Source organism: Pseudomonas guineae, from assembly GCF_900113745.1.
In the GTDB taxonomy this organism is placed as follows: Bacteria; Pseudomonadota; Gammaproteobacteria; order Pseudomonadales; family Pseudomonadaceae; genus Aquipseudomonas; species Aquipseudomonas guineae.
The window spans coordinates 1,423,072-1,441,879 of record NZ_FOQL01000001.1 but is presented as its reverse complement, the minus strand read 5'-3'; the positions used below and the strand labels follow the sequence as shown (position 1 = coordinate 1,441,879).

Annotated in this window: 17 protein-coding genes; 9 read left to right on the top strand and 8 right to left on the bottom strand. The window is 60.3% G+C overall.

Annotated elements, in window-relative coordinates; all coding sequences use genetic code 11:
• Window positions 1-4 precede the first annotated feature (4 nt).
• Window positions 5-1,150 (top strand): MFS transporter, encoded by a 1,146-nt coding sequence (locus BMZ32_RS06520; protein WP_090240677.1) that lies wholly within the window; start codon window positions 5-7, stop codon window positions 1,148-1,150.
• A gap of 51 nt (window positions 1,151-1,201) precedes the next feature.
• Here the strand turns inward: BMZ32_RS06520 and BMZ32_RS06515 are convergent, their stop codons facing one another.
• Window positions 1,202-2,515: an NAD(P)/FAD-dependent oxidoreductase gene (locus BMZ32_RS06515; protein ID WP_090240675.1), complete on the bottom strand. Its 1,314-nt coding sequence runs from the start codon at window positions 2,513-2,515 to the stop codon at window positions 1,202-1,204.
• 175 nt (window positions 2,516-2,690) lie between these two features.
• On the opposite strand from BMZ32_RS06515, the gene BMZ32_RS06510 reads away from it, so the two are divergent.
• Window positions 2,691-3,044, top strand: a complete 354-nt coding sequence (locus BMZ32_RS06510) for a YkgJ family cysteine cluster protein (RefSeq protein WP_090240674.1) — start codon at window positions 2,691-2,693, stop codon at window positions 3,042-3,044.
• Between the two features lies 1 nt (window position 3,045).
• On the opposite strand, the gene BMZ32_RS06505 is transcribed toward BMZ32_RS06510, so the two are convergent.
• Entirely contained in the window at window positions 3,046-3,534 is a 489-nt protein-coding gene (locus tag BMZ32_RS06505; protein ID WP_090240673.1) for a winged helix-turn-helix transcriptional regulator, read from the bottom strand.
• 154 nt (window positions 3,535-3,688) lie between these two features.
• Here BMZ32_RS06505 and dadA point away from each other — a divergent pair, with 154 nt between their 5' ends.
• From dadA to BMZ32_RS06480, 5 genes are all read left to right on the top strand, one after another.
• Window positions 3,689-4,987, top strand: a complete 1,299-nt coding sequence (dadA, locus tag BMZ32_RS06500; RefSeq protein WP_090240672.1) for a D-amino acid dehydrogenase — start codon at window positions 3,689-3,691, stop codon at window positions 4,985-4,987.
• Window positions 4,962-5,312 (top strand): RidA family protein, encoded by a 351-nt coding sequence (locus BMZ32_RS06495; protein WP_090240671.1) that lies wholly within the window; start codon window positions 4,962-4,964, stop codon window positions 5,310-5,312. Before dadA ends, BMZ32_RS06495 begins: the two co-directional genes overlap by 26 nt.
• A 288-nt stretch (window positions 5,313-5,600) precedes the next feature.
• Window positions 5,601-6,674, top strand: coding sequence for an alanine racemase (gene alr / locus BMZ32_RS06490; protein WP_090240668.1), 1,074 nt, complete (start codon window positions 5,601-5,603; stop codon window positions 6,672-6,674).
• Between the two features lie 343 nt (window positions 6,675-7,017).
• Window positions 7,018-7,566, top strand: a complete 549-nt coding sequence (locus BMZ32_RS06485) for a cupin domain-containing protein (protein ID WP_090240667.1) — start codon at window positions 7,018-7,020, stop codon at window positions 7,564-7,566.
• A gap of 110 nt (window positions 7,567-7,676) precedes the next feature.
• The gene (locus BMZ32_RS06480) at window positions 7,677-8,099 is read left to right on the top strand and encodes a c-type cytochrome (protein WP_090240665.1); all 423 of its coding nucleotides are present in this window, start codon (window positions 7,677-7,679) and stop codon (window positions 8,097-8,099) included.
• Window positions 8,100-8,225: 126 nt separating this feature from the next.
• Here BMZ32_RS06480 and BMZ32_RS06475 read toward each other — a convergent pair whose 3' ends face one another.
• Entirely contained in the window at window positions 8,226-8,798 is a 573-nt protein-coding gene (locus BMZ32_RS06475; RefSeq protein ID WP_090240664.1) for a xanthine phosphoribosyltransferase, read from the bottom strand.
• A 115-nt stretch (window positions 8,799-8,913) separates the two neighbouring features.
• Window positions 8,914-10,923, bottom strand: coding sequence for a DNA helicase Rep (rep, locus tag BMZ32_RS06470; RefSeq protein ID WP_090240663.1), 2,010 nt, complete (start codon window positions 10,921-10,923; stop codon window positions 8,914-8,916).
• 264 nt (window positions 10,924-11,187) lie between these two features.
• Between rep and BMZ32_RS06465 the strand changes: the two genes are divergently transcribed.
• Window positions 11,188-12,858 carry a putative bifunctional diguanylate cyclase/phosphodiesterase gene (locus BMZ32_RS06465; protein WP_090240662.1) on the top strand — a complete coding sequence of 557 codons (1,671 nt, stop codon included), beginning with the start codon at window positions 11,188-11,190 and terminating at the stop codon, window positions 12,856-12,858.
• A 66-nt stretch (window positions 12,859-12,924) separates the two neighbouring features.
• Here the strand turns inward: BMZ32_RS06465 and pbpG are convergent, their stop codons facing one another.
• Entirely contained in the window at window positions 12,925-13,824 is a 900-nt protein-coding gene (gene pbpG / locus BMZ32_RS06460) for a D-alanyl-D-alanine endopeptidase (RefSeq protein ID WP_425272866.1), read from the bottom strand.
• A 149-nt stretch (window positions 13,825-13,973) separates the two neighbouring features.
• On the opposite strand from pbpG, the gene chrA reads away from it, so the two are divergent.
• A complete protein-coding gene (gene chrA, locus BMZ32_RS06455) occupies window positions 13,974-15,317 on the top strand; it encodes a chromate efflux transporter (RefSeq protein WP_090240659.1) in 1,344 nt (447 codons plus the stop codon).
• A gap of 48 nt (window positions 15,318-15,365) precedes the next feature.
• Here chrA and BMZ32_RS06450 read toward each other — a convergent pair whose 3' ends face one another.
• From BMZ32_RS06450 to BMZ32_RS06440, 3 genes are all read right to left on the bottom strand, one after another.
• Window positions 15,366-16,718: a glutamine synthetase family protein gene (locus tag BMZ32_RS06450; RefSeq protein WP_090240658.1), complete on the bottom strand. Its 1,353-nt coding sequence runs from the start codon at window positions 16,716-16,718 to the stop codon at window positions 15,366-15,368.
• Window positions 16,719-16,735: 17 nt separating this feature from the next.
• A complete protein-coding gene (locus BMZ32_RS06445; RefSeq protein ID WP_090240657.1) occupies window positions 16,736-17,293 on the bottom strand; it encodes a helix-turn-helix domain-containing protein in 558 nt (185 codons plus the stop codon).
• A gap of 70 nt (window positions 17,294-17,363) precedes the next feature.
• Window positions 17,364-18,653, bottom strand: coding sequence for an NAD(P)/FAD-dependent oxidoreductase (locus BMZ32_RS06440; RefSeq protein ID WP_090240655.1), 1,290 nt, complete (start codon window positions 18,651-18,653; stop codon window positions 17,364-17,366).
• Between the last annotated feature and the right edge of the window lie 155 nt (window positions 18,654-18,808).

The window sequence follows — 18,808 nt, the reverse complement described above, 5'->3', positions numbered from 1 at the left end:
GTGAGTGAAGTGGGCAACCTATTTCGCCGTCAGTGCGGCGGTGGTGGTGGTCGGGCTGTCGTTGGGGGTGACGCTGCCGTTGGTGTCATTCCGCCTTGAGTCGTGGGGTTATGGTCCTTTTGCCATTGGCGTGATGGCGGGTATGCCGGCGGTGGGGGTGTTGCTTGGTGCGCGGCTGACCGGGCATCTGGCTGGCTGGTTTGGTACGCCGCAGACCCTGCGGCTTTGCCTGCTCGCCAGTGCGGCATCGGTGGCGTTACTCAGCGTCATGCCGAGCTATCCGCTGTGGTTGCTGTTGCGGTTGTTGATCGGCATCTCCCTAACCGTGGTGTTTGTGCTCGGCGAAAGCTGGATCAATCAGCTGGTCGAGGACCGTTTGCGTGGCCGTTTAGTCGCGTTGTACGGCACCGGTTTTGCGCTCAGTCAGCTGTGTGGGCCGCTGCTGCTGACCTTGCTGGGCACCGACAATGACCGGGGGTTCTGGTTTTCGGCGGGCTTGTTGATCTTCGGTAGCCTGCTCCTGCTAGGTCGCGATGGGGCGCCCAAGGTCGATGCGCAGAGTGCCTCCGGGCGCGGGATATTGGCCTTCTGCCGAACATCGCCGGCGATTGCCTGGGCGGTGGTGCTATTTGCCGCCTTCGAAGCCATGGTGCTGACCCTTTTGCCGGTGTACTTGGTGCGAGAGGGCTTTGCCCAGCAACTGGCACTGATCATGGTCAGTGCGGTGGTGGTGGGTGATGCCGCGCTGCAACTGCCGCTTGGCTGGATGGCCGACCGCGTGCCCCGGCAGATGCTGTTCCGCAGCTGTGGCGTGGTGTTGCTGTTTTCTAGCTTGAGTATTCCATTGCTGCTGCATACGCCGCTGATCTGGGCGGTGCTGCTGTTATTCGGTGCCAGTGCTGGCGGGCTGTACACCCTGTCGCTGATTCTGGTCGGCCAGCGTTACCGCGACGATGCCTTAGTGCGCGCCAACTCGCATATCGCTCTGCTTTGGGGCGCAGGCTGCCTGCTTGGGCCCCTGTCGACTGGGGCAGCGAGCCAGTGGATCAGCGGCCATGCCCTGCCGATGCTGATGGCGATGGGCGCGGCCGGGTTTGTCTGGCTGGCATTTCGTCGAGGCGCGTTTGATGAGGTGGCGCTGTCGCGCTGAGCAATCGGCAGGTGCGCTGCATGGCGATCGGTTTCGTCATGCAGGCTCTAGTCAGACCATTTCTTTTAGGCGATGCCAGAGCATGCCTAGGGCTAGTAGAGGTGAGCGCAGGTGTTTGCCGCCAGGGAAGGTCATGTGTGGCACCTTGGCGAACAGGTCGAAGCCAGTACTGGCGTGGCCGGCGATGGCCTCGCCGAGCAGTTTGCCGGCCAAGTGCGTGGCGTTGACCCCGTGCCCCGAGTAGGCCTGGGCGTAATACACGTTCGGCTGATCCTTGAGTCGACCGATCTGCGGCAGGCGGTTGGCGCCGATGCCGATCATGCCGCCCCATTGATAGTCGATGCGCGCATCGTTCAGGTGTGGGAAGACTTCCAGCATTTTTGGCCGCATATAGCCGGCGATGTCCGCTGGATCGCGACCAGAATAGTGACAGGCACCGCCAAACAGCAGGCGGTTGTCGGCGGACAGGCGGTAGTAGTCGAGCGCCACGCGCTGATCACACAGCGCCATATTCTGCGGGATGATCGCCCGCGCTTCGGCTTCGGACAGCGGTTCAGTGGCGATCACGTAGCTGCCAGCAGGCAGCACCTTGCCGCCTAGGCTGCTGTTCAGATCATTCAAATAGGCGTTGCAACCCAGCACCAAGTTGGCCGCACGCACCACGCCTTGAGCGGTGTACACCTTGACCTCGTTGCCGTAGTCGATACGTATCACCGTTGAATCTTCAAACAACTGCACGCCCAGGCTGTGTGCCGCAGCGGCTTCACCGAGCGCCAGGTTGAGCGGGTGCAGGTGGCCGGAGCCCATGTCGATCATGCCACCGACATAGCGGTTGGAGCCAACCACTTCATGCATCTGCTCAGGCTGCAGCAGGCGCATTTCGTGGCGATAGCCCAGTTGCTTAAGGTCGGCCATGTCCTCGGCGAAGTCGTCGAGGTGGCTAGGCTTGTTGGCCAGATCGCAGTAACCCCAGGTCAGGTCGCAGTCGATGTCGAACTGTTCGACGCGCTGGCGGACGATTTCCACTGCCTCCAGGCCCATCAACTTCAGGTCACGCACGCCTTGCGCGCCGATCACCGATTCGAACTGTTCGACGTCGTGGCCGACACCGCGAATCAGTTGCCCACCATTGCGCCCGCTGGCGCCCCAGCCGATTTTGTGGGCTTCCAGCAACACCACCGACAGGCCTTTCTGCGCCAGTTCGATTGCCGTGTTTAGGCCCGAAAAGCCGCCGCCGACAATGCACACGTCGACACGTAATTCGCCGCTCAGTGGGGGGTAAGCCAATTGGCGATTAGCGCTGGCGGCGTAATAAGAGTTGGCGTGCGGACTGCTGTGAGTCGGCTGGTGAACGCGGGCGTTCATGTGTGGAATCCTGATTATTATGTTTGGAAAATTTTACGAAGCATAAGCGTGAGTTTTACCAAACGCCAAGAGGCAATCGGCAATTAACCGGTTTTTCGTCGATTAATCTGGCTGCATCCCCCGAAGTTGCACGCCGCGCGGTTACTATGCCGGCCACTTTTTCAGGACCCTGCCCATGAGTTGCACCCGCCGTAAGATCGACCAGCTGCGTTTGCAGATTCCCAGTTTCGCTTGTGTGCCCGGCTGTCACGACTGTTGTGGCCCGGTGACGGCGTCGTCGGAAGAAATGTCGCGCCTGCCGGTGAAAAGCGCTGCCAAGCACGATGCTGCATTAGCCGAATTCAATTGTGTGCACCTCGGCCCGCAGGGCTGCACGGTGTATGACCAGCGCCCGCTGATCTGCCGTTTGTTCGGCACCACGCCAAGCCTGCCATGCCCGCAGGGTCGTGGTCCGGAGCAAATGACCGAGTCGGCAGTGGAAAAGCAGGTGCATAATTTGATTGCCAGCACGCGCCAAGTGTTGGTTTGAGCTACTCGGCAATCGGCAGGCTGAGGCTCTCCTTCACTTCCTCCATGACGATATAGCTCTTCGACTCGCGCACGTGCGGCAGCTTGAGCAGGATGTCGCCGAGTAGCTTGCGGTAGCTGGCCATCTCGTTGATGCGCGCTTTCACCAAGTAGTCAAAATCGCCTGACACTAGGTGGCACTCCAGCACGTGCGGCAGCTTGAGTACGGCGCGGCGGAACTCCTCAAAAGTGTCGCCGGACTTGTAATCCAGGCTGATCTCGACAAACACCAGCAGGCTGGCCTTGAGCTGCTGCGGGTTAAGCCGTGCGTGGTAGCCCATGATGATGCCTTCGCGCTCCAGGCGGCGCACGCGCTCGGTACACGGCGTGGTTGATAGGCCGACTCGCTCGCCCAGTTCGGTAAAGCTGATACGCCCGTCCTCCTGCAGGATGCGCAGGATATTGCGGTCGATTTTGTCCAGTTCACGACGGCTCTGATGCTGGGTGCGCACGGTGGATACCCCTCTGTAGAAGGCGATAATGCCAACAATTGTCGCCAAATATAGCTATTTATATAGTGAAATGCACTGGCTGTCTCTTTCTATACTTCGCTCAACTTGATCTTAAGAATTATCTGTCGTGGTCAGTCGCGACAAGGAGAGCGGCATGCGGGTTATGGTTCTTGGTAGCGGTGTGATCGGCACAACCAGTGCGTATTACCTGGCCCGTCAGGGTTTCGACGTGGTGGTGGTCGATCGGCAGAGCGCCCCTGGCATGGAAACCAGCTTTGCCAATGCTGGCCAGGTTTCGCCGGGTTATGCCTCGCCCTGGGCTGCGCCGGGTGTGCCATTGAAAGCCATCAAGTGGTTGCTGCAGAAGCATGCGCCGCTGGCGATCAAGGCCACCGCCGATATCGATCAATACCTGTGGATGGCGCAGATGCTGCGCAATTGCACCGCCGCCCGCTACGCGGTGAACAAGGAGCGGATGGTGCGGTTGTCTGAGTACAGCCGTGACTGCCTCGATGAACTGCGTGCGGAAACCGGCATCGCCTATGAAGGCCGCGCGCTAGGTACGACCCAGCTTTTCCGCACCCAGGCGCAGCTGGATAACGCTGCAAAAGACATTGCTGTGCTCAAGCAGTCTGGCGTGCCTTTCGAACTGCTCGACCGCGCCGGTATCGCCCGTGTTGAACCGGCCCTGGCGGCGGTGACCCACAAGCTGGCCGGGGCACTGCGTTTGCCCAACGACCAGACCGGCGACTGCCAGATGTTCACCAGCAAGCTGGCCGAGATGGCTTTGGCGTTGGGCGTTGAGTTCCGCTTCGGCCAGAACATCCAGCGCCTGGATGCCACCGGAGACCGCCTCAATGGCGTGTGGATCGACGGCAAGCTGGAAACCGCCGACCGCTACGTGCTGGCCCTCGGCAGCTTCAGTCCGCAACTGCTCAAGCCGCTGGGGATCAAAGCGCCGGTTTACCCGCTTAAGGGTTATTCCTTGACCGTACCAATCACCAACGCGGAGATGGCCCCGACTTCGACCATCCTCGATGAAACCTACAAGGTCGCCATCACCCGTTTCGATGGCCGTATCCGCGTTGGAGGCATGGCGGAGATCGCCGGCTTTGACCTGAGCCTGAACCCGCGGCGTCGTGAAACCCTGGAAATGATCACGGCTGATCTCTATCCACAAGGCGGCGATCTGACCCAGGCTGAGTTTTGGACCGGCCTGCGTCCGGCGACCCCGGATGGAACGCCGATCGTCGGTGCCACCCGTTTGAGTAATCTGTTCCTCAATACCGGCCACGGCACATTGGGTTGGACCATGGCTTGCGGTTCCGGCCGCCTGCTTGCCGATCTGATGGCGAAAAAGCGCCCGCAAATCAGTGCCGATGGTCTGGATATTTCCCGTTACAGCCGTTCCCAGGAGACGCACAAGCATGTCAGTACAGCGCCTGCTCACTGAAACCCGTCACAGCGAAGTCGTTATCCATAACGGCACGGTCTATTTGGCCGGGCAATTGGCCGATGACTATAGCGGCGACATCGTGGCGCAAACCCGCGAAACCCTGGCGAGTACCGACCGTATGCTGGCCGAGGCCGGCAGCGACAAGTCAAAAATTCTCTCCGTGACCATCTTCTTGAAGGACATGGCGCGCGACTATGCCGGATTCAACCAGGTCTGGGATGCCTGGGTCGTCCCAGGCGCGGCGCCTGCGCGGGCGTGTGTTGAGGCGAATATGTACAAGCCTGAGGTGTTGGTGGAGATTACCGTGGTGGCGGCGCTATAGAGCCTGCGTATGACTTGCTGCGGGCCGGTCTTGTTGCGTTAAAAATAGCCGCGAGTCAGCGCATTCGGAGTGCTCATGTACAAACGTACACCCCGTGTTTTCGCCTTTTTTTGCCTTGCACAGCTCTAAGTCGGCACCTGCGACGATCGTAATAAGCTGTTGCCCGGCACTGCCGGGCTTTTTATAGCCTGTCCCCCCTAGCGGTGAGCCTTCGGGTTACTGCTGCATAACGTTAAAATGGCGCCTGGTCATTTTAAAGCCTGAAACCTGCTGATAGCCGAGAACATCATGCGTCCTGCTCGTGCCCTGATCGACCTGCAAGCTCTGCGTCACAACTACCTACTGGCTCGCGAGCTTAGCGACGCGCGGGCTCTGGCGGTGATCAAGGCGGATGCCTATGGCCATGGTGCGGTGCGCTGTGCGCAGGCGCTGCAGGGTGAGGCCGATGGCTTTGCCGTGGCCTGCATCGAAGAGGCGTTGCAACTGCGCGAAGCCGGTATCAGTGGGCCGATTTTGTTGCTGGAAGGCTTTTTCGAGGCAGACGAGCTACCGCTGATCGAGCAGCACGGACTGTGGTGCGTGGTGCATTCGCAGTGGCAGCTCGAAGCGATTGAGCGCAGCACGCTCAGCAAGCCGCTGACGGTCTGGCTAAAAATGGACAGCGGCATGCACCGGGTGGGGCTGCACCCGGCTGAGTATCAGGTGGCGTATAAGCGGCTGCTGGCCAGCGGCAAGGTGGCGAAAATCGTCTTGATGAGTCACTTCGCCCGCGCCGATGAGTTGGATTGCCCGCGCAGTGACGAGCAATTGGCGGTCTTCCAGCAGGCTCGCGAAGGGATTGTCGCCGAGCTCAGTTTGCGTAACTCGCCGGCCGTGTTGGGTTGGCCGAGCGTGCCGAGTGACTGGGTACGCCCCGGCATCATGCTCTATGGTGCCACACCGTTCGAGCAGGCGCAGGCTGCGGCGGCACGACTGCAGCCGGTGATGACCCTCGAATCGAAAATTATTAGTGTGCGCGAACTGCCGGCCGGCGAGCCGGTGGGCTATGGCGCACGGTTTGTCAGTGAGCGAGCGACTCGTGTTGGGGTGGTCGCCATGGGCTATGCCGATGGTTACCCACGCCACGCACCAACTGGTACGCGGGTGGCGGTGGACGGTCAATTGACGCGTTTGATCGGCCGAGTGTCGATGGACATGCTCACCGTCGACCTCACCGACTTGCCGCAAGCTGGCCTGGGCAGTCGGGTCGAACTCTGGGGCAAGCAAGTGCTGGCCAGTGACGTGGCGACCCAGGCGGGCAGCATTCCTTACCAGCTGTTCTGCAACCTGCGCCGGGTACCGCTGCTCTATCGCGGGGACTGAGAGTCTGCCAAAGACTGCTGCGCTTCGGGCCTGCTCGGTTAAAAACCGGTTCGGCTAACGCACTTCAGTGCGGTCCCGAAGGGGCGAGCGGAGCGAGTACTGCTCATTTACAGCGCGTAAATTCCGTGTGACTCGCTACGCTCAGCCTGCGGCCCAGCCGTTGGCTGTTACTCCGCTACGCTACGTTTCTCGGCTGTTTTGCCTCGCATGACTCTAGCTAGCGAGCCTTTAAATAGGCTTTAACGTGCGTGCTGTCGATGAGATTGAACGCGAGTGTTGTAAATTCCGAACGCTATGCCATGATACGGCCACATTTCCGTATCTTCCCGAGGGGGCTCCAGCATTGGACGTCGGTGTTCGACTGCAATCCATTCGTAAACTCAAAGGCCTTTCCCAGCGTGAACTCGCCAAGCGGGCGGGCGTCACCAACAGCACTATTTCGATGATCGAGAAAAACAGCGTAAGCCCCTCGATCAGTTCGTTGAAAAAAGTGTTGGCGGGTATCCCCATGTCGCTGGTGGAGTTCTTCTCCCTCGATGCAGAGCAGGATGCCCAGACCCAGGTGGTCTATCGGGCTGCCGAGCTCACTGATATCTGCAGCGGTGCTATCACCATGAAACTGGTGGGTAAGGCGCACCCGAGCCGGGCGATTTCCTTCCTTGATGAAACCTACCCCGTGGGTTCAGACACGGGCGACGAGATGTATGCCCACGAAGGTGAAGAGGCTGGGATACTGGTCTCCGGTAAGTTAGAGCTGACCGTCGGCAGTGAGGTGTTTATTCTTGAGCCGGGTGACAGCTACTACTTCGAGAGCAGCAAGCCGCATCGCTTTCGTAATCCGTTCGAGCAGCCTGCGCGGTTGATCAGTGCGACTACACCGGCCAACTTCTAAATAACCCTGCGGCAATCTGGGCTGTTTCAGCGCTAGCGGCTTGCCGTTATACTGCTCCCAGCTCGCGAAACCGTGGCCGCGAGCGTGACTAGCCACGAAGAGGGTGTACCGTGAACCTGATTAAAAAGATCCTGGTAGCACCGGCTACCGTATTGGCCCTGTGGGCAGTGACTGCTCAGGCCATGACCGACGATGCTATTACCGAACGCTTGAAGCCGGTAGGCCAAGTCTGTGTGATGGGTGAAGAGTGTAAAGGTGTGGGCGCTGTCGCTGTCGCCGCTGGCGGCGCTGCGCGTACGGCCGACGACATCATTGCCAAGCACTGTGGCGCCTGCCACACCCCAGGTATTCTGGGTGCACCGAAAATTGGCGATACTGCGGCATGGAAAGAACGTGCCGATGCACAAGGCGGCCTCGACGGCATCCTGGCCAAGGCTATTTCCGGTATCAACGCCATGCCGGCGAAGGGTACATGCGCTGATTGTTCGGATGACGAGCTGCGTGGCGCAATTCAGAAGATGTCGGGTCTGTAATACGCCTGACACTGCTGTAAAAAAGCCGCCTATTAGGCGGCTTTTTTGTGGCCGGCCATCCATGGCAGTGGCCCCGCAAGTCGTCGTTTAGTCCCGTCAAGCCGACTATTTTGACGACAAGCATTGTTAGTCGATAAAGCTGACCAGACCATCCTTCAGCGAGCCGATGCGCGCCAGCGATTCGACCCGATAGCCCTGTTCATCCAGCTCGGCGCGGCCGCGTTGGAAGGACTTTTCGATCACCACGCCAATGCCAGCGATGCTCGCACCCGCCTGACCAATCAGGTCGATCAGGGCGTGTGCGGCATGGCCGTTGGCGAGGAAATCGTCGATCAGTAGCACGTGATCTTCAGCGTTCAGGTGCTTGGACGAGATGGCCAGGGTGCTTTCGGTTTGCTTGGTAAAAGAAAACACCTTAGAGATGTACAGGTTGTCGGTGAGCGTGAGTGACTGGTACTTGCGGGCGAAAATCACCGGCACGCCCAGTTCTAGGCCGGCCATTACCGCCGGGGCAATACCTGAGGCTTCAATGGTGACAATCTTAGTGATGCCCTGGCCGGCGAAGCGCTGGGCGAACTCATGACCGATCTGCTGCATCAGCGCCGGATCAATCTGATGATTGAGAAAGGCATCGACCTTGAGTACGTGCTCCGAGAGCACGGTGCCTTCATCGCGAATCTTCTGTTTCAGCGCTTCCACGCGGTTACCCTCGTTGTTTCTGGTGCCCGGCCTGCGCCGGGGTGAAGTGAAGCAGCGTAGCGCGGATGCAAAAGGCCGTGAAATACTCGCCGCCTGCTCGTTGCTCAGCTGCTGGTTATTTTTTCAGCATGGCGCGCATATTGGCCAGCGCCGAGTTGCCGGTGGCAGCCTTGACCTCAGCGGGTGCGTCTTCCAGGCCTTCCCAAACCAAGTCTTCGGGCGGCAGCTCATCGAGAAAACGGCTCGGCGCGCAATCGATGATTTCGCCGTATTGTTTGCGCTTGGCGGCGAATGTCATGGTCAGGTTGCGTTTGGCACGGGTGATACCGACATAGGCCAGGCGGCGTTCTTCTTCAACCGTGTCGGCCTCGATGCTGGAGCGGTGCGGGAGGATTTCTTCCTCGACACCGAGGATGTACACCGACGGGTATTCCAGGCCCTTGGAGGCATGAAGGGTCATCATCTGCACGCCCTCGGCGCCATCCTCTTCCTCTTGCTGACGTTCGAGCATGTCGCGCAGCACCAGTTTGCCGATGGCGTCCTCGATGGTCATGTCGCCGTCTTCGTCGCGCTCCAGGGTGCTCTTCAGCGCCTCGACGAGGAACCAGACGTTGCCCATGCGCGCATCGGCGACCTTATCGTTGGAGGCGTTCTGGCGCAGCCAGTTCTCGTAATCGATGTCCATCACCATGCTGCGAATCGCGGCAATCGGGTCGTTCTGTGCGCACTCCTGACGTACCCGGTCCATCCAGCGGGTAAAGCGCGCTAAGCGTTCGGTATAGCGTGCATCCAGGCTTTCGCCCAAGCCGATTTCACCGGCGGCGGCGTACATACTGATCTTGCGTTCAGTGGCGTAGTTGCCGAGTTTTTCCAGGGTGGTGGAACCGATCTCGCGGCGCGGTACGTTGATTACCCGCAGGAAGGCGTTGTCGTCATCCGTGTTGACCAGCAGGCGGAAGTAACTCATCAGGTCCTTCACTTCCTGGCGAGCGAAGAAGCTGGTGCCACCCGACAGGCGATAGGGGATCTGGTGGTGCTGCAACTTCAGCTCCATCAGCTTGGCCTGGTAGTTACCGCGGTAGAGAATTGCGTAGTCGCTGTAGGGCCGATCGGTGCGCAGGTGCTCAGTGAGGATTTCCAGGGCCACGCGCTCGCATTCGGCATCTTCATTCTTGCAGCGGATCACGCGGATCTCGTCGCCCATGCCCATCTCGCTCCACAGTTGCTTTTCGAAGGCATGCGGGTTGTTGGCGATAAGGATGTTGGCGCACTTGAGGATGCGGCTGGTGGAGCGGTAGTTCTGCTCGAGCATCACTACTTTTAGCGACGGGTAGTCGTCTTTCAGCAACATCAGGTTTTCCGGGCGCGCGCCACGCCAGGCGTAGATCGACTGGTCATCGTCGCCGACCACGGTGAACTGGTTACGCATGCCCACCAGCAGCTTCACCAGCAGGTATTGGCTGGCGTTGGTGTCTTGGTATTCGTCGACGAGCAGGTAGCGGATGCGGTTCTGCCACTTCTCTAAGATATCCGGACGCTCCTGGAACAGCTTCACCGGCATCAGGATCAGATCGTCGAAGTCCACCGCGTTATACGCCTTGAGCGTGCGTTGGTAGTGCAGGTAGACGATGGCGGCGGTCTGCTCCTTAGGGTTGCGCGCGGCGCTCACGGCCTGGTCAGGTAGGACTAGATCGTTTTTCCAGCTGCCGATGTAATTTTTGATCTCATCGATGCCGTCGTCGCCGGCATATTCCTTCTGCATGATGTCCGACAGCAGCGCCTTGATATCGCCCTCATCGAAGATCGAAAACCCCGGCTTGTAGCCCAGCGCCGCGTATTCCTTACGGATGATGTTCATGCCCAGGTTGTGGAAGGTCGACACCGTCAGGCCGCGCGCTTCAGGGCCTTTAAGCAGGCTGCTGACACGCTCCTTCATTTCGCGCGCGGCCTTGTTGGTAAAGGTCATGGCGACGATATGGCGGGCCTGGATGCCGCAGTTCTTTACCAGGTGGGCAATCTTGCGGGTGATTACGCTGGTCTTGCCGGAGCCTGCGCCGGCGAGCACCAAAAGAGGGCCGCCGACATAGTTCACGGCTTCCTGCTGCCGGGGGTTCAGTCGGGACATCGAATCAATCGCCAGGCGAAATGGGCGCGCATTTTAACAGGCCTGAGGCTTTCTGCTGTGACCATCTGGAAGTGTGTTGCAGTGCACGTAATGGCGAACCGCCAGGCTTGGCTAATTTGTGCAATCCAGTACTCTGGTGCCAATTCTGGCACTTTGCCTGTCCGCAGGACGCGCCACAGTCACATGGATGTGCGTTATTAGACGTCGGTTACGACGCGTCTGAGCAGAATCAATGCTCTTTATTTGTGCTGTGGGGGAAGTTGCTTGCCAGTGTTCGTCGAACCATTACGCTTGCTCCTGTTGGCGGAAACGCCCGATTGGGCGCTGGCACTGCGCGAGCGCCTGAGTGCGTTGGGCAGTGGCTACGCACTGATTACCGCGCCGTCTTGGGACGCGGCCAGCGCGTTGTTCGATAAACCCAGTAACGCCTTACTGCTGACCACTGCCACCTATCTGCCAGCCTCGGGACGCTGTTCTCTGCCGATTATTCTGCTGCTGGATGCCGAGCCGAGCGTTGTGCCTGAGGGCGTATGCGACTGGCTGGTGCGCGATCAGCTCAGTGCCGAAGTGCTACGCCGTTGCCTGCGTTATGCGCGCGAGCGTGGCCGTCTTAACGACACGGTGGAGCGTTTGGCCGAGCAGGATACGTTGACCGGGATTGCCAATCGCCAGGGCTTTCAAGCTTTGCTAGCCGCATGCTTGGGCGAGCAGGGCGGGCAGGGGCTGACCCTCGGCCATCTCGACCTGGATAACTTCCGCCGCGCCAACGATGCACTCGGCTATCAGGGCGGCGATAGTTTGATTCTGCAGGTAGTGGCGCGGATCAAGGCGCAGCTGCAAGAGGGTGACCAGGTGGCGCGCCTGGGCAGTGATGAATTTGCTCTATTGCTCGACAGTCGGCGCGACCCGCAGCGCGCCGAGCGTCTGGCTGTGAAACTCACTGAAGCCCTTGGCGAGCCTTACTGGATCGACGGCGAAAGCCTGTTGATCGGTTGCAGCCTGGGTCTGGCGCAGGCTCGCCCCGGCAGCAATGCCGACACGCTGATGTGGCATGCGCATATCGCCATGCAACAAGCCAAAAGTCATCAAGGCTGCAGCTTTTATATGTACGACGAGCGGGTCAACCGCAGCGCACGCAATCAGGCTGAATTAGAAAGCGAGCTACGCCGTGCTCTGCGCCGCGATGAGCTGGAGCTGCATTACCAGCCGCGCTTGTGTCTGCAGAGCGGCGTTATCGTCGGCCTGGAGGCGTTAGTACGCTGGCGGCACCGCGAGCATGGTCTGTTAGCGCCCAACGAATTCATACCGCTGGCCGAGGAAAGCGGGCTTATTGTGCCGCTGGGTTATTGGGTTATTTCGCGCGCTTTGCGCGACATGCAATGGCTGCTCGGGCGCGGTGTGCCGCCGCTGCACATGGCGATCAACCTGTCGTTCCGTCAGTTTCAGGACAGCCAGTTACTGCCAACCCTCAGCCGCCTGATTGAAGAGCGCGGCGTGGATGCGCAATGGCTGGAGTTCGAACTGACGGAAACCGCCGTGATGCGCCGCAGCGATCAGGTGCAGCAGACCATGCTGGCCCTCGCTCGCCTTGGTGTGCGTTTCTCTCTCGATGATTTTGGCACCGGCTTCTCGTCCTTTGTGCACTTGAATAACCTGCCGATCACCCTGCTGAAAATCGACAAGAGCTTTGTCGGCGGCATGGATGAACGCGCAGAGAATCGTCAGCTGGTGCGGGCGATGATCAACCTGGCGCACAACCTCGATCTGCAAGTGGTCGGCGAAGGTGTGGAAAACGCCGAGCAGCTGGCGCTGTTGCGCGAGTACGGCTGTGATCAGGCGCAGGGTTACCTGATCAGTAAGGCGTTGCCGCTCAGCGAGCTGGCGCGGTTTCTGGTGTTTGGCATGCGGCAGCCACTGCTGGGCCTTAACGGCTAATACGTGGCTTTGTCGACGTTGGCATGACGAGGCCCGGAATGACGCCGAGTCTGCTTCTTCATACCCCTACTGTGCTTTATGCGCCTCGCGCTGCGCCAGCTTCTGCTGGCGGTAGCTGATGGCGGCCGGCGGTACGGCGGTGACTTTGCCAGTCTCCAGCCAGCGCTTGAGGCGGTTGGCGTCGGCCATATGGGTGTATTTGCCGAAGGCATCGAGCACCACAAAGGCCACGGGGCGCTTATTCATCACGGTGTTCATCACCAGGCAGCGACCGGCCTCACCGGTGTAGCCGGTCTTGCTCAGCTGCACGCTCCAGCCAGGCTTGCGCACTAGGTTGTTGGTGTTGCGAAAGCCCAGGGTGTAGTTGGGTTTACGGAACGCCTGGGTTTTTTCCGAGGTGGTGGTGAATTGACGGATCAGCGGGTATTGATTCGCGGCCTTGAGCATCAGCACCAAGTCGCGAGCGTTGGAGACGTTGTGCTCCGATAGCCCGGTCGGCTCGGCGAAGTGCGAATGAGTCATGCCCAGCGCTTTGGCTTTGGCATTCATCGCCGCGACAAAGGCAGTGTGGCCGCCCGGGTAGTGGTGCGCCAGGCTCGACGCGGCGCGGTTCTCCGAGGCCATCAGCGCCAGCAGCAACATGTCGCGGCGGCTCAGCTCGCTGCCAATGCGCACGCGGGAGAACACCCCGTGCATTTCCTGGGTATCGCGGATCATGATGGGCAGCATTTGCTCCAACGGCAGCTTGGCGTCGAGGGTGACCATGGCGGTCATCAGTTTGCTTACCGAGGCAATCGGCACCACGCTGTCGGCATTACGCTCGTAGAGCACCTGATTGGTCTGCAGGTCGACCAGCAGCGCGCTGCCGGCGGCCAAGTCCTGTTGTTTGGGCGCGGCGGCCTGGGTATTCGATGTAACTACAACGCAGCTGCAAATCAGCAGCAGGTTTACGAGCGAATGGCGAATTTTCACAGAGGGCTTCACGGGCAGGTTAAAGGAGGGCGCAGAGCTGCCAAGTATACGGAAATCCAGGCCTGCGCTTGAGTGGCGAACCGACTTAAATTGTCATCAAAGCGCGCTATAGTGCGACCGCATTTATTGCCGTGAGTTGCGCCATGTCCGAGTCGTCTGCACACACCGCGCCGCCCGTAGTCAGCCTGCGTGAGGCCTTCTGGTTCTGGTTAAAACTCGGCCTGATCAGCTTCGGTGGGCCGGCGGGGCAGATCGCGATCATGCACCAGGAGCTGGTTGAGAAGCGGCGCTGGCTGTCCGAGCGGCGTTTTCTGCATGCGCTGAACTACTGCATGTTGCTGCCGGGGCCGGAGGCGCAACAACTGGCCACCTATATTGGCTGGTTGCTGCACCGCACCTGGGGCGGCGTGCTGGCCGGTGTGCTGTTCGTGCTGCCGTCACTGTTTATTCTGATCGGTCTGTCTTGGCTGTATATCGCCTACGGTGATGCGCCGCTGGTGGCGGGGCTTTTCTACGGGATCAAGCCGGCGGTCACCGCGATTGTGCTGCAGGCGGCCTGGCGCATTGGCTCGCGGGCGTTGCAGAACAACTGGCTGTGGGGGATTGCCGGGGCATCCTTTGTGGCGATCTTCGTCTTCAACCTGCCGTTTCCCTTGATCGTGATCGGCGCTGCGCTGCTCGGCTACCTCGGCGGCCGGTTCTTGCCCGAGCAGTTCAGCCTGGGCGGCGCGCATGCGGCGCAAAATAAGTCCTACGGTCCGGCGTTGATTGATGACAACAGCCCGCCGGCGGCGCATACGCGCTTTCGCGCCTCACGACTGGCGCTGTTGCTGTTGGTCGGCGCGCTGCTCTGGCTGCTGCCAATGGGCTTGCTGACTGCGCTGTATGGCTGGGGCGGTACGCTGACGCAGATGGCCTGGTTCTTTACCAAGGCCGCCCTGCTGACTTTCGGCGGTGCCTATGCGGTCCTGCCGTATGTCTATCAGGGCGCGATCGGCCACTACAGCTGGCTGACGCCAACGCAGATGATCGACGGCCTGGCCTTGGGTGAAAGCACGCCGGGGCCGCTGATCATGGTGGTGGCCTTTGTCGCGTTTATTGGTGCTTACCTGCAGCCGGTATTTGGCAGTGATTCGGGGTTTATCAGCGGCGCACTGGCAGCGGCGTTGGTTACCTGGTTCACCTTTCTGCCGTCTTTTCTGTTCATCCTCGCCGGCGGGCCGCTGGTGGAATCGACTCATGGCGAGCTGAAATTCACCGCGCCGCTGACAGCGATTACCGCCGCCGTGGTTGGGGTGATTCTCAACCTGGCGCTGTTCTTTGCCTACCACGTACTCTGGCCGCAGGGCTTTGCCGGCACATTCGACTGGCCGTCAGCGTTGCTTGCCCTGGCGGCTGCCGTGGCGTTGTTGCGCTTCAAGCGCGGAGTGATGGAGGTGCTGCTGGTCTCGGCGTTGGCCGGACTGGCGGTGTACTGGCTGCGCTGAAACAGCACACCCGCGGTGTAAGCCACGGATGTGCTGTGTGTCTGAGCGCTAGAGAAACCAGCGGTACTCCCGCGCGCTGACTTCCTGCATAAAGGCCAGATGGTCCTGGCGTTTGTTTTCGCAGTAGACCATCACAAACTCTTCGCCCAACCCCTGGTTGACCACCGGATGGTCACGCATGGCGCTGACCGCACCGAGCATGTCCTGGGGGAAGTCGATACCGCTGCTGCGGTCGTCGTTGAGCGGCGCAATCGGCTCTTTGCCAGCATCCAGGCCATGTTCCATGCCGATCAGGATGGCGGCCAGCACCAAGTACGGATTGGCGTCAGCGCCGGCCAGGCGGTGTTCGATGCGCAGGTTTTTACCGTCTGATTCGGGAATGCGGATGCACGCATCGCGGTCTTCATAACCCCAGCTGGCGCGGCTCGCGGCGTTAACCATGGCGCCGTAGCGGCGGAAGGCATTGTGGTTGGCCGAGAAGATCGGCATGCAATGCGGTAAAAGTTCCAGGCAGCCGGCCACGGCGTGGCGCATGGGGCGCTGGTCGTCGGCGGCCAGCAGGTTGTTGCCGGCGGCGTCATACAGGCTTACGTGCACGTGCATGCCGCTGCCTGGCGCCTGCAAGTAAGGCTTGCTCATAAAACTGGCACGCTGGCCGTGCTTAAGGGCTACGCCGCGGGTGCTGCGGCAGAACAAGGCGGCCCAGTCGGCGGCGCGCAGACCGTCGTCGCAATGACCGAAGTTGATCTCGAACTGGCCGGGCCCGAGTTCGGCGGTGATCACGTTGGCGTCTACGCCTTGCTCATTGGCGGCATCGACAATCTCGTGCAGCACATCGGCAAAGCGCGACAAACGTTCAATGTGCATGTTCGGCTGGTCATCTTCATCGCCGCACAGCGGATCGCGGGGGAACTGCGGCAGGCCGCCCTGCAGTTTTCGGTCGAACAGGTAGAACTCAAGTTCGAAGGCCACCACCGGGCGAATACCGCGTGCTGACAAGCGCTTGAGCACGCGGGCCAAGACCTCGCGCGGTTCGAACTCAATCGGTGCGGCGGTGCCGTCCGAGCTGATCAACATCTGCCCCAGCGGCTGACTTTCCCAGCGCACCGGCTTGAGCGTGCCGGGGATCAGCCGGCGCGGCGCGTCTGGGTCGCCGTCGTTAAAACAGTAGTCACCAATCGGATGCAGGCCACCCTGTACACCCAGCAGCACACAGTTTTGCGGGATTTTCAGCGGGCTGCCGGCGGCAACTTTTTCCAGCATGTCGATGGGGTAGCGCTTGCCGTAGAAATGCCCGGGAATATCCAGGCTGATCAGGTCGACGTAACGTACCTCAGGATGCGCGGCGCGGAAGGCGCGAACTTCGCTAAGCAGGTCGGGGAATTTCATTGTTGTTGTCATGGCGGTATCTGCGCGGATCAGGTGAAGATCCAAAGCACTCGTGTGGGTAAATCGGAAAGGTTGGCGTAGCGAAACTGTGCATGCGGCGGTAACTGGAAGCTGTCATTCGGGCCGAGCGTTACCGGTTCGGCGTCTTCGCCGTACCAGAGTGTCAGCTCGCCTTCGAGGACGAAGCCGCCTTGCTCGGAGCTGTCATTCAAGTGGCCCTCGCCGCTGGTGGCGCCGGACTGTAGGTGGCTTTCGAGCATTGAGAAGCCGCCGGCCATGGTCGGCGAGGCCAACACGTCGGTGATCCCGCCGGCGTAATACAGCGTGCGACGTTCACCGGGGCGGGTGACCCAGGGCACTTCACGCGGCTTGCTCAAGCTATAGAAGTAGGTGGTCGGCACACCGAGGATTTCGCTGATGGCGGTGAGGTCGGCCACGGTCGGGCGCGATAAGCCGCGCTCAACTTGCGAGAGAAAGCCCACCGAACGGTCGATGCGTGCGGCCAGCTCACCCAGGGTGATGTTCTTATGCTTACGCAGGTCGCGGATCAGGATCGCTAGACCTTCGATTTCTTCCTGCATGTCCATGGTTGGCCTTGTGATGGTGCCCGGAGGTCATCCGGGGATGGCTGAGCCGGATTACTTCCGGGCGTCAGGGTCAGATTGAATCGCGCAGCCGATACCAGGCCTTGCCCACCGCTTCGATAGGCGCAGCCAGCAGGTCGCCACCGGGGAAGCGTGGGTTGCTCAGCCCCTGATAGAGCTCAAGCAGGTCGCTGTCGCCAAGAATCGCGTCGCTGACTGCACGGGCGGCTGCCAGCGTCGGTAAGATGCCGTGGCCGGAGAAGCCTTGCAGCCAGTACTTCTGGCCCTGATGACCGACATCTGGAGTGCGCTGCATGGTGCAGTCGATATGCCCGCCCCAGCCGTAATCAATCTGCACACCGCGCAGTTGCGGGAACACCCGCTCTAGATAGGGTCGGGTGGCAGCGGGTACGTCGTTGGGAATGCCGCCGAGGTAGGTGCAGCCGCCGCCGAACAGCAGGCGGTTGTCCGGGGTGACGCGGAAGTAATCCGGCACGAACTGGTTATCGATGGCGCAGGTGCCGCGGGGGAACAGCGAGCGCGCCAGTTCTGGGTCCAATGGCGCGGTGGCGACTTGATAGGAGCCGACCGGCAGCAGGCGTTTCGCCAGTTGTGGGTCGAGCTTATCGATATAGGCGTTGCAGGCCAGTACCAGCAAATCGCTGCGTACTTCACCCTGTTCGGTGCGCGCCACATAGCCACCTGCGCTTTCGCGGTAGTCCAGCGCCTTGGTTTGTTCGAAAATCTGCCCGCCCGCGGCTTCAATAGCTGTCGCCAGGCCTTGGGCCAGTTTCAGTGGGTTGAGATGGGCTGCACCGGCGTCATGCAGGGCGGCCAAGTAACGCGGGCTGGCGATCCACTCGGGCAGCTGTTCTTTAGGGATAAAGCTCAGCTGCGAATAACCGTATTTCTGCTCGGCTTCTTCGAGGCTTTCCTGCAGCTGCTTCACCCGGCGCGGCAACACCGCGGTGTAGATTGCCCCGGTGCGGTAATCAATGTCGAAGTTGTGACGCTCAGGCAGCGCGCGCATTTCTTCGGTGGCCCAGACCATGCTGTCCCACAGGCGGCGCGCGCGCTCCAGGCCGAGGGCCTTTTCGAACGGTGGCATGTCGCACGACCAACCCGGCAACGCCTGCCCACCGTTACGCCCGGAGGCGGCCCAGGCCAGGCGACTGGCTTCCAGCACTACCACCTTCTTGCCGGCCAGGGCCAAGCGCAATGCGGTGTGCAGGCCGCTGAAGCCACCGCCGATGATCAAAACATCGCACTGCAATGGCGCCTGCAGGCGCGGACGCAGCGGGATTTGACCCGGGTAGGTGGCGGCGTAGTAGGTGCTGATGTGCTGGGCGGATTGTTTAAACATGGCGCGCCTCGTGAAATTATATTTAAATATTTTCATGAAAACTTACGCTATAAATTTCACAAAGCCAAGCTCGAGTGGCGTTCAGTGCTTACCCAATAAAAAAGGCCGACCCTAAAAAGGGGCGGCCTTTGTGTGTTTTGCGAATGGCTAAGCCT

Excerpts from the sequence above, each read along its gene's own strand:
- alr (WP_090240668.1), top strand. The coding sequence starts at position 5,601 with ATGCGTCCTGCTCGTGCCCTGATCGACCTGCAAGCTCTGCGTCACAAC.
- BMZ32_RS06445 (WP_090240657.1), bottom strand. The coding sequence starts at position 17,293 with ATGGACATGCAGGAAGAAATCGAAGGTCTAGCGATCCTGATCCGCGAC.
- rep (WP_090240663.1), bottom strand. The coding sequence starts at position 10,923 with ATGTCCCGACTGAACCCCCGGCAGCAGGAAGCCGTGAACTATGTCGGC.
- BMZ32_RS06440 (WP_090240655.1), bottom strand. The coding sequence starts at position 18,653 with ATGTTTAAACAATCCGCCCAGCACATCAGCACCTACTACGCCGCCACC.
- chrA (WP_090240659.1), top strand. The coding sequence starts at position 13,974 with ATGTCCGAGTCGTCTGCACACACCGCGCCGCCCGTAGTCAGCCTGCGT.
- dadA (WP_090240672.1), top strand. The coding sequence starts at position 3,689 with ATGCGGGTTATGGTTCTTGGTAGCGGTGTGATCGGCACAACCAGTGCG.
- BMZ32_RS06450 (WP_090240658.1), bottom strand. The coding sequence starts at position 16,718 with ATGACAACAACAATGAAATTCCCCGACCTGCTTAGCGAAGTTCGCGCC.
- BMZ32_RS06495 (WP_090240671.1), top strand. The coding sequence starts at position 4,962 with ATGTCAGTACAGCGCCTGCTCACTGAAACCCGTCACAGCGAAGTCGTT.
- BMZ32_RS06515 (WP_090240675.1), bottom strand. The coding sequence starts at position 2,515 with ATGAACGCCCGCGTTCACCAGCCGACTCACAGCAGTCCGCACGCCAAC.
- BMZ32_RS06510 (WP_090240674.1), top strand. The coding sequence starts at position 2,691 with ATGAGTTGCACCCGCCGTAAGATCGACCAGCTGCGTTTGCAGATTCCC.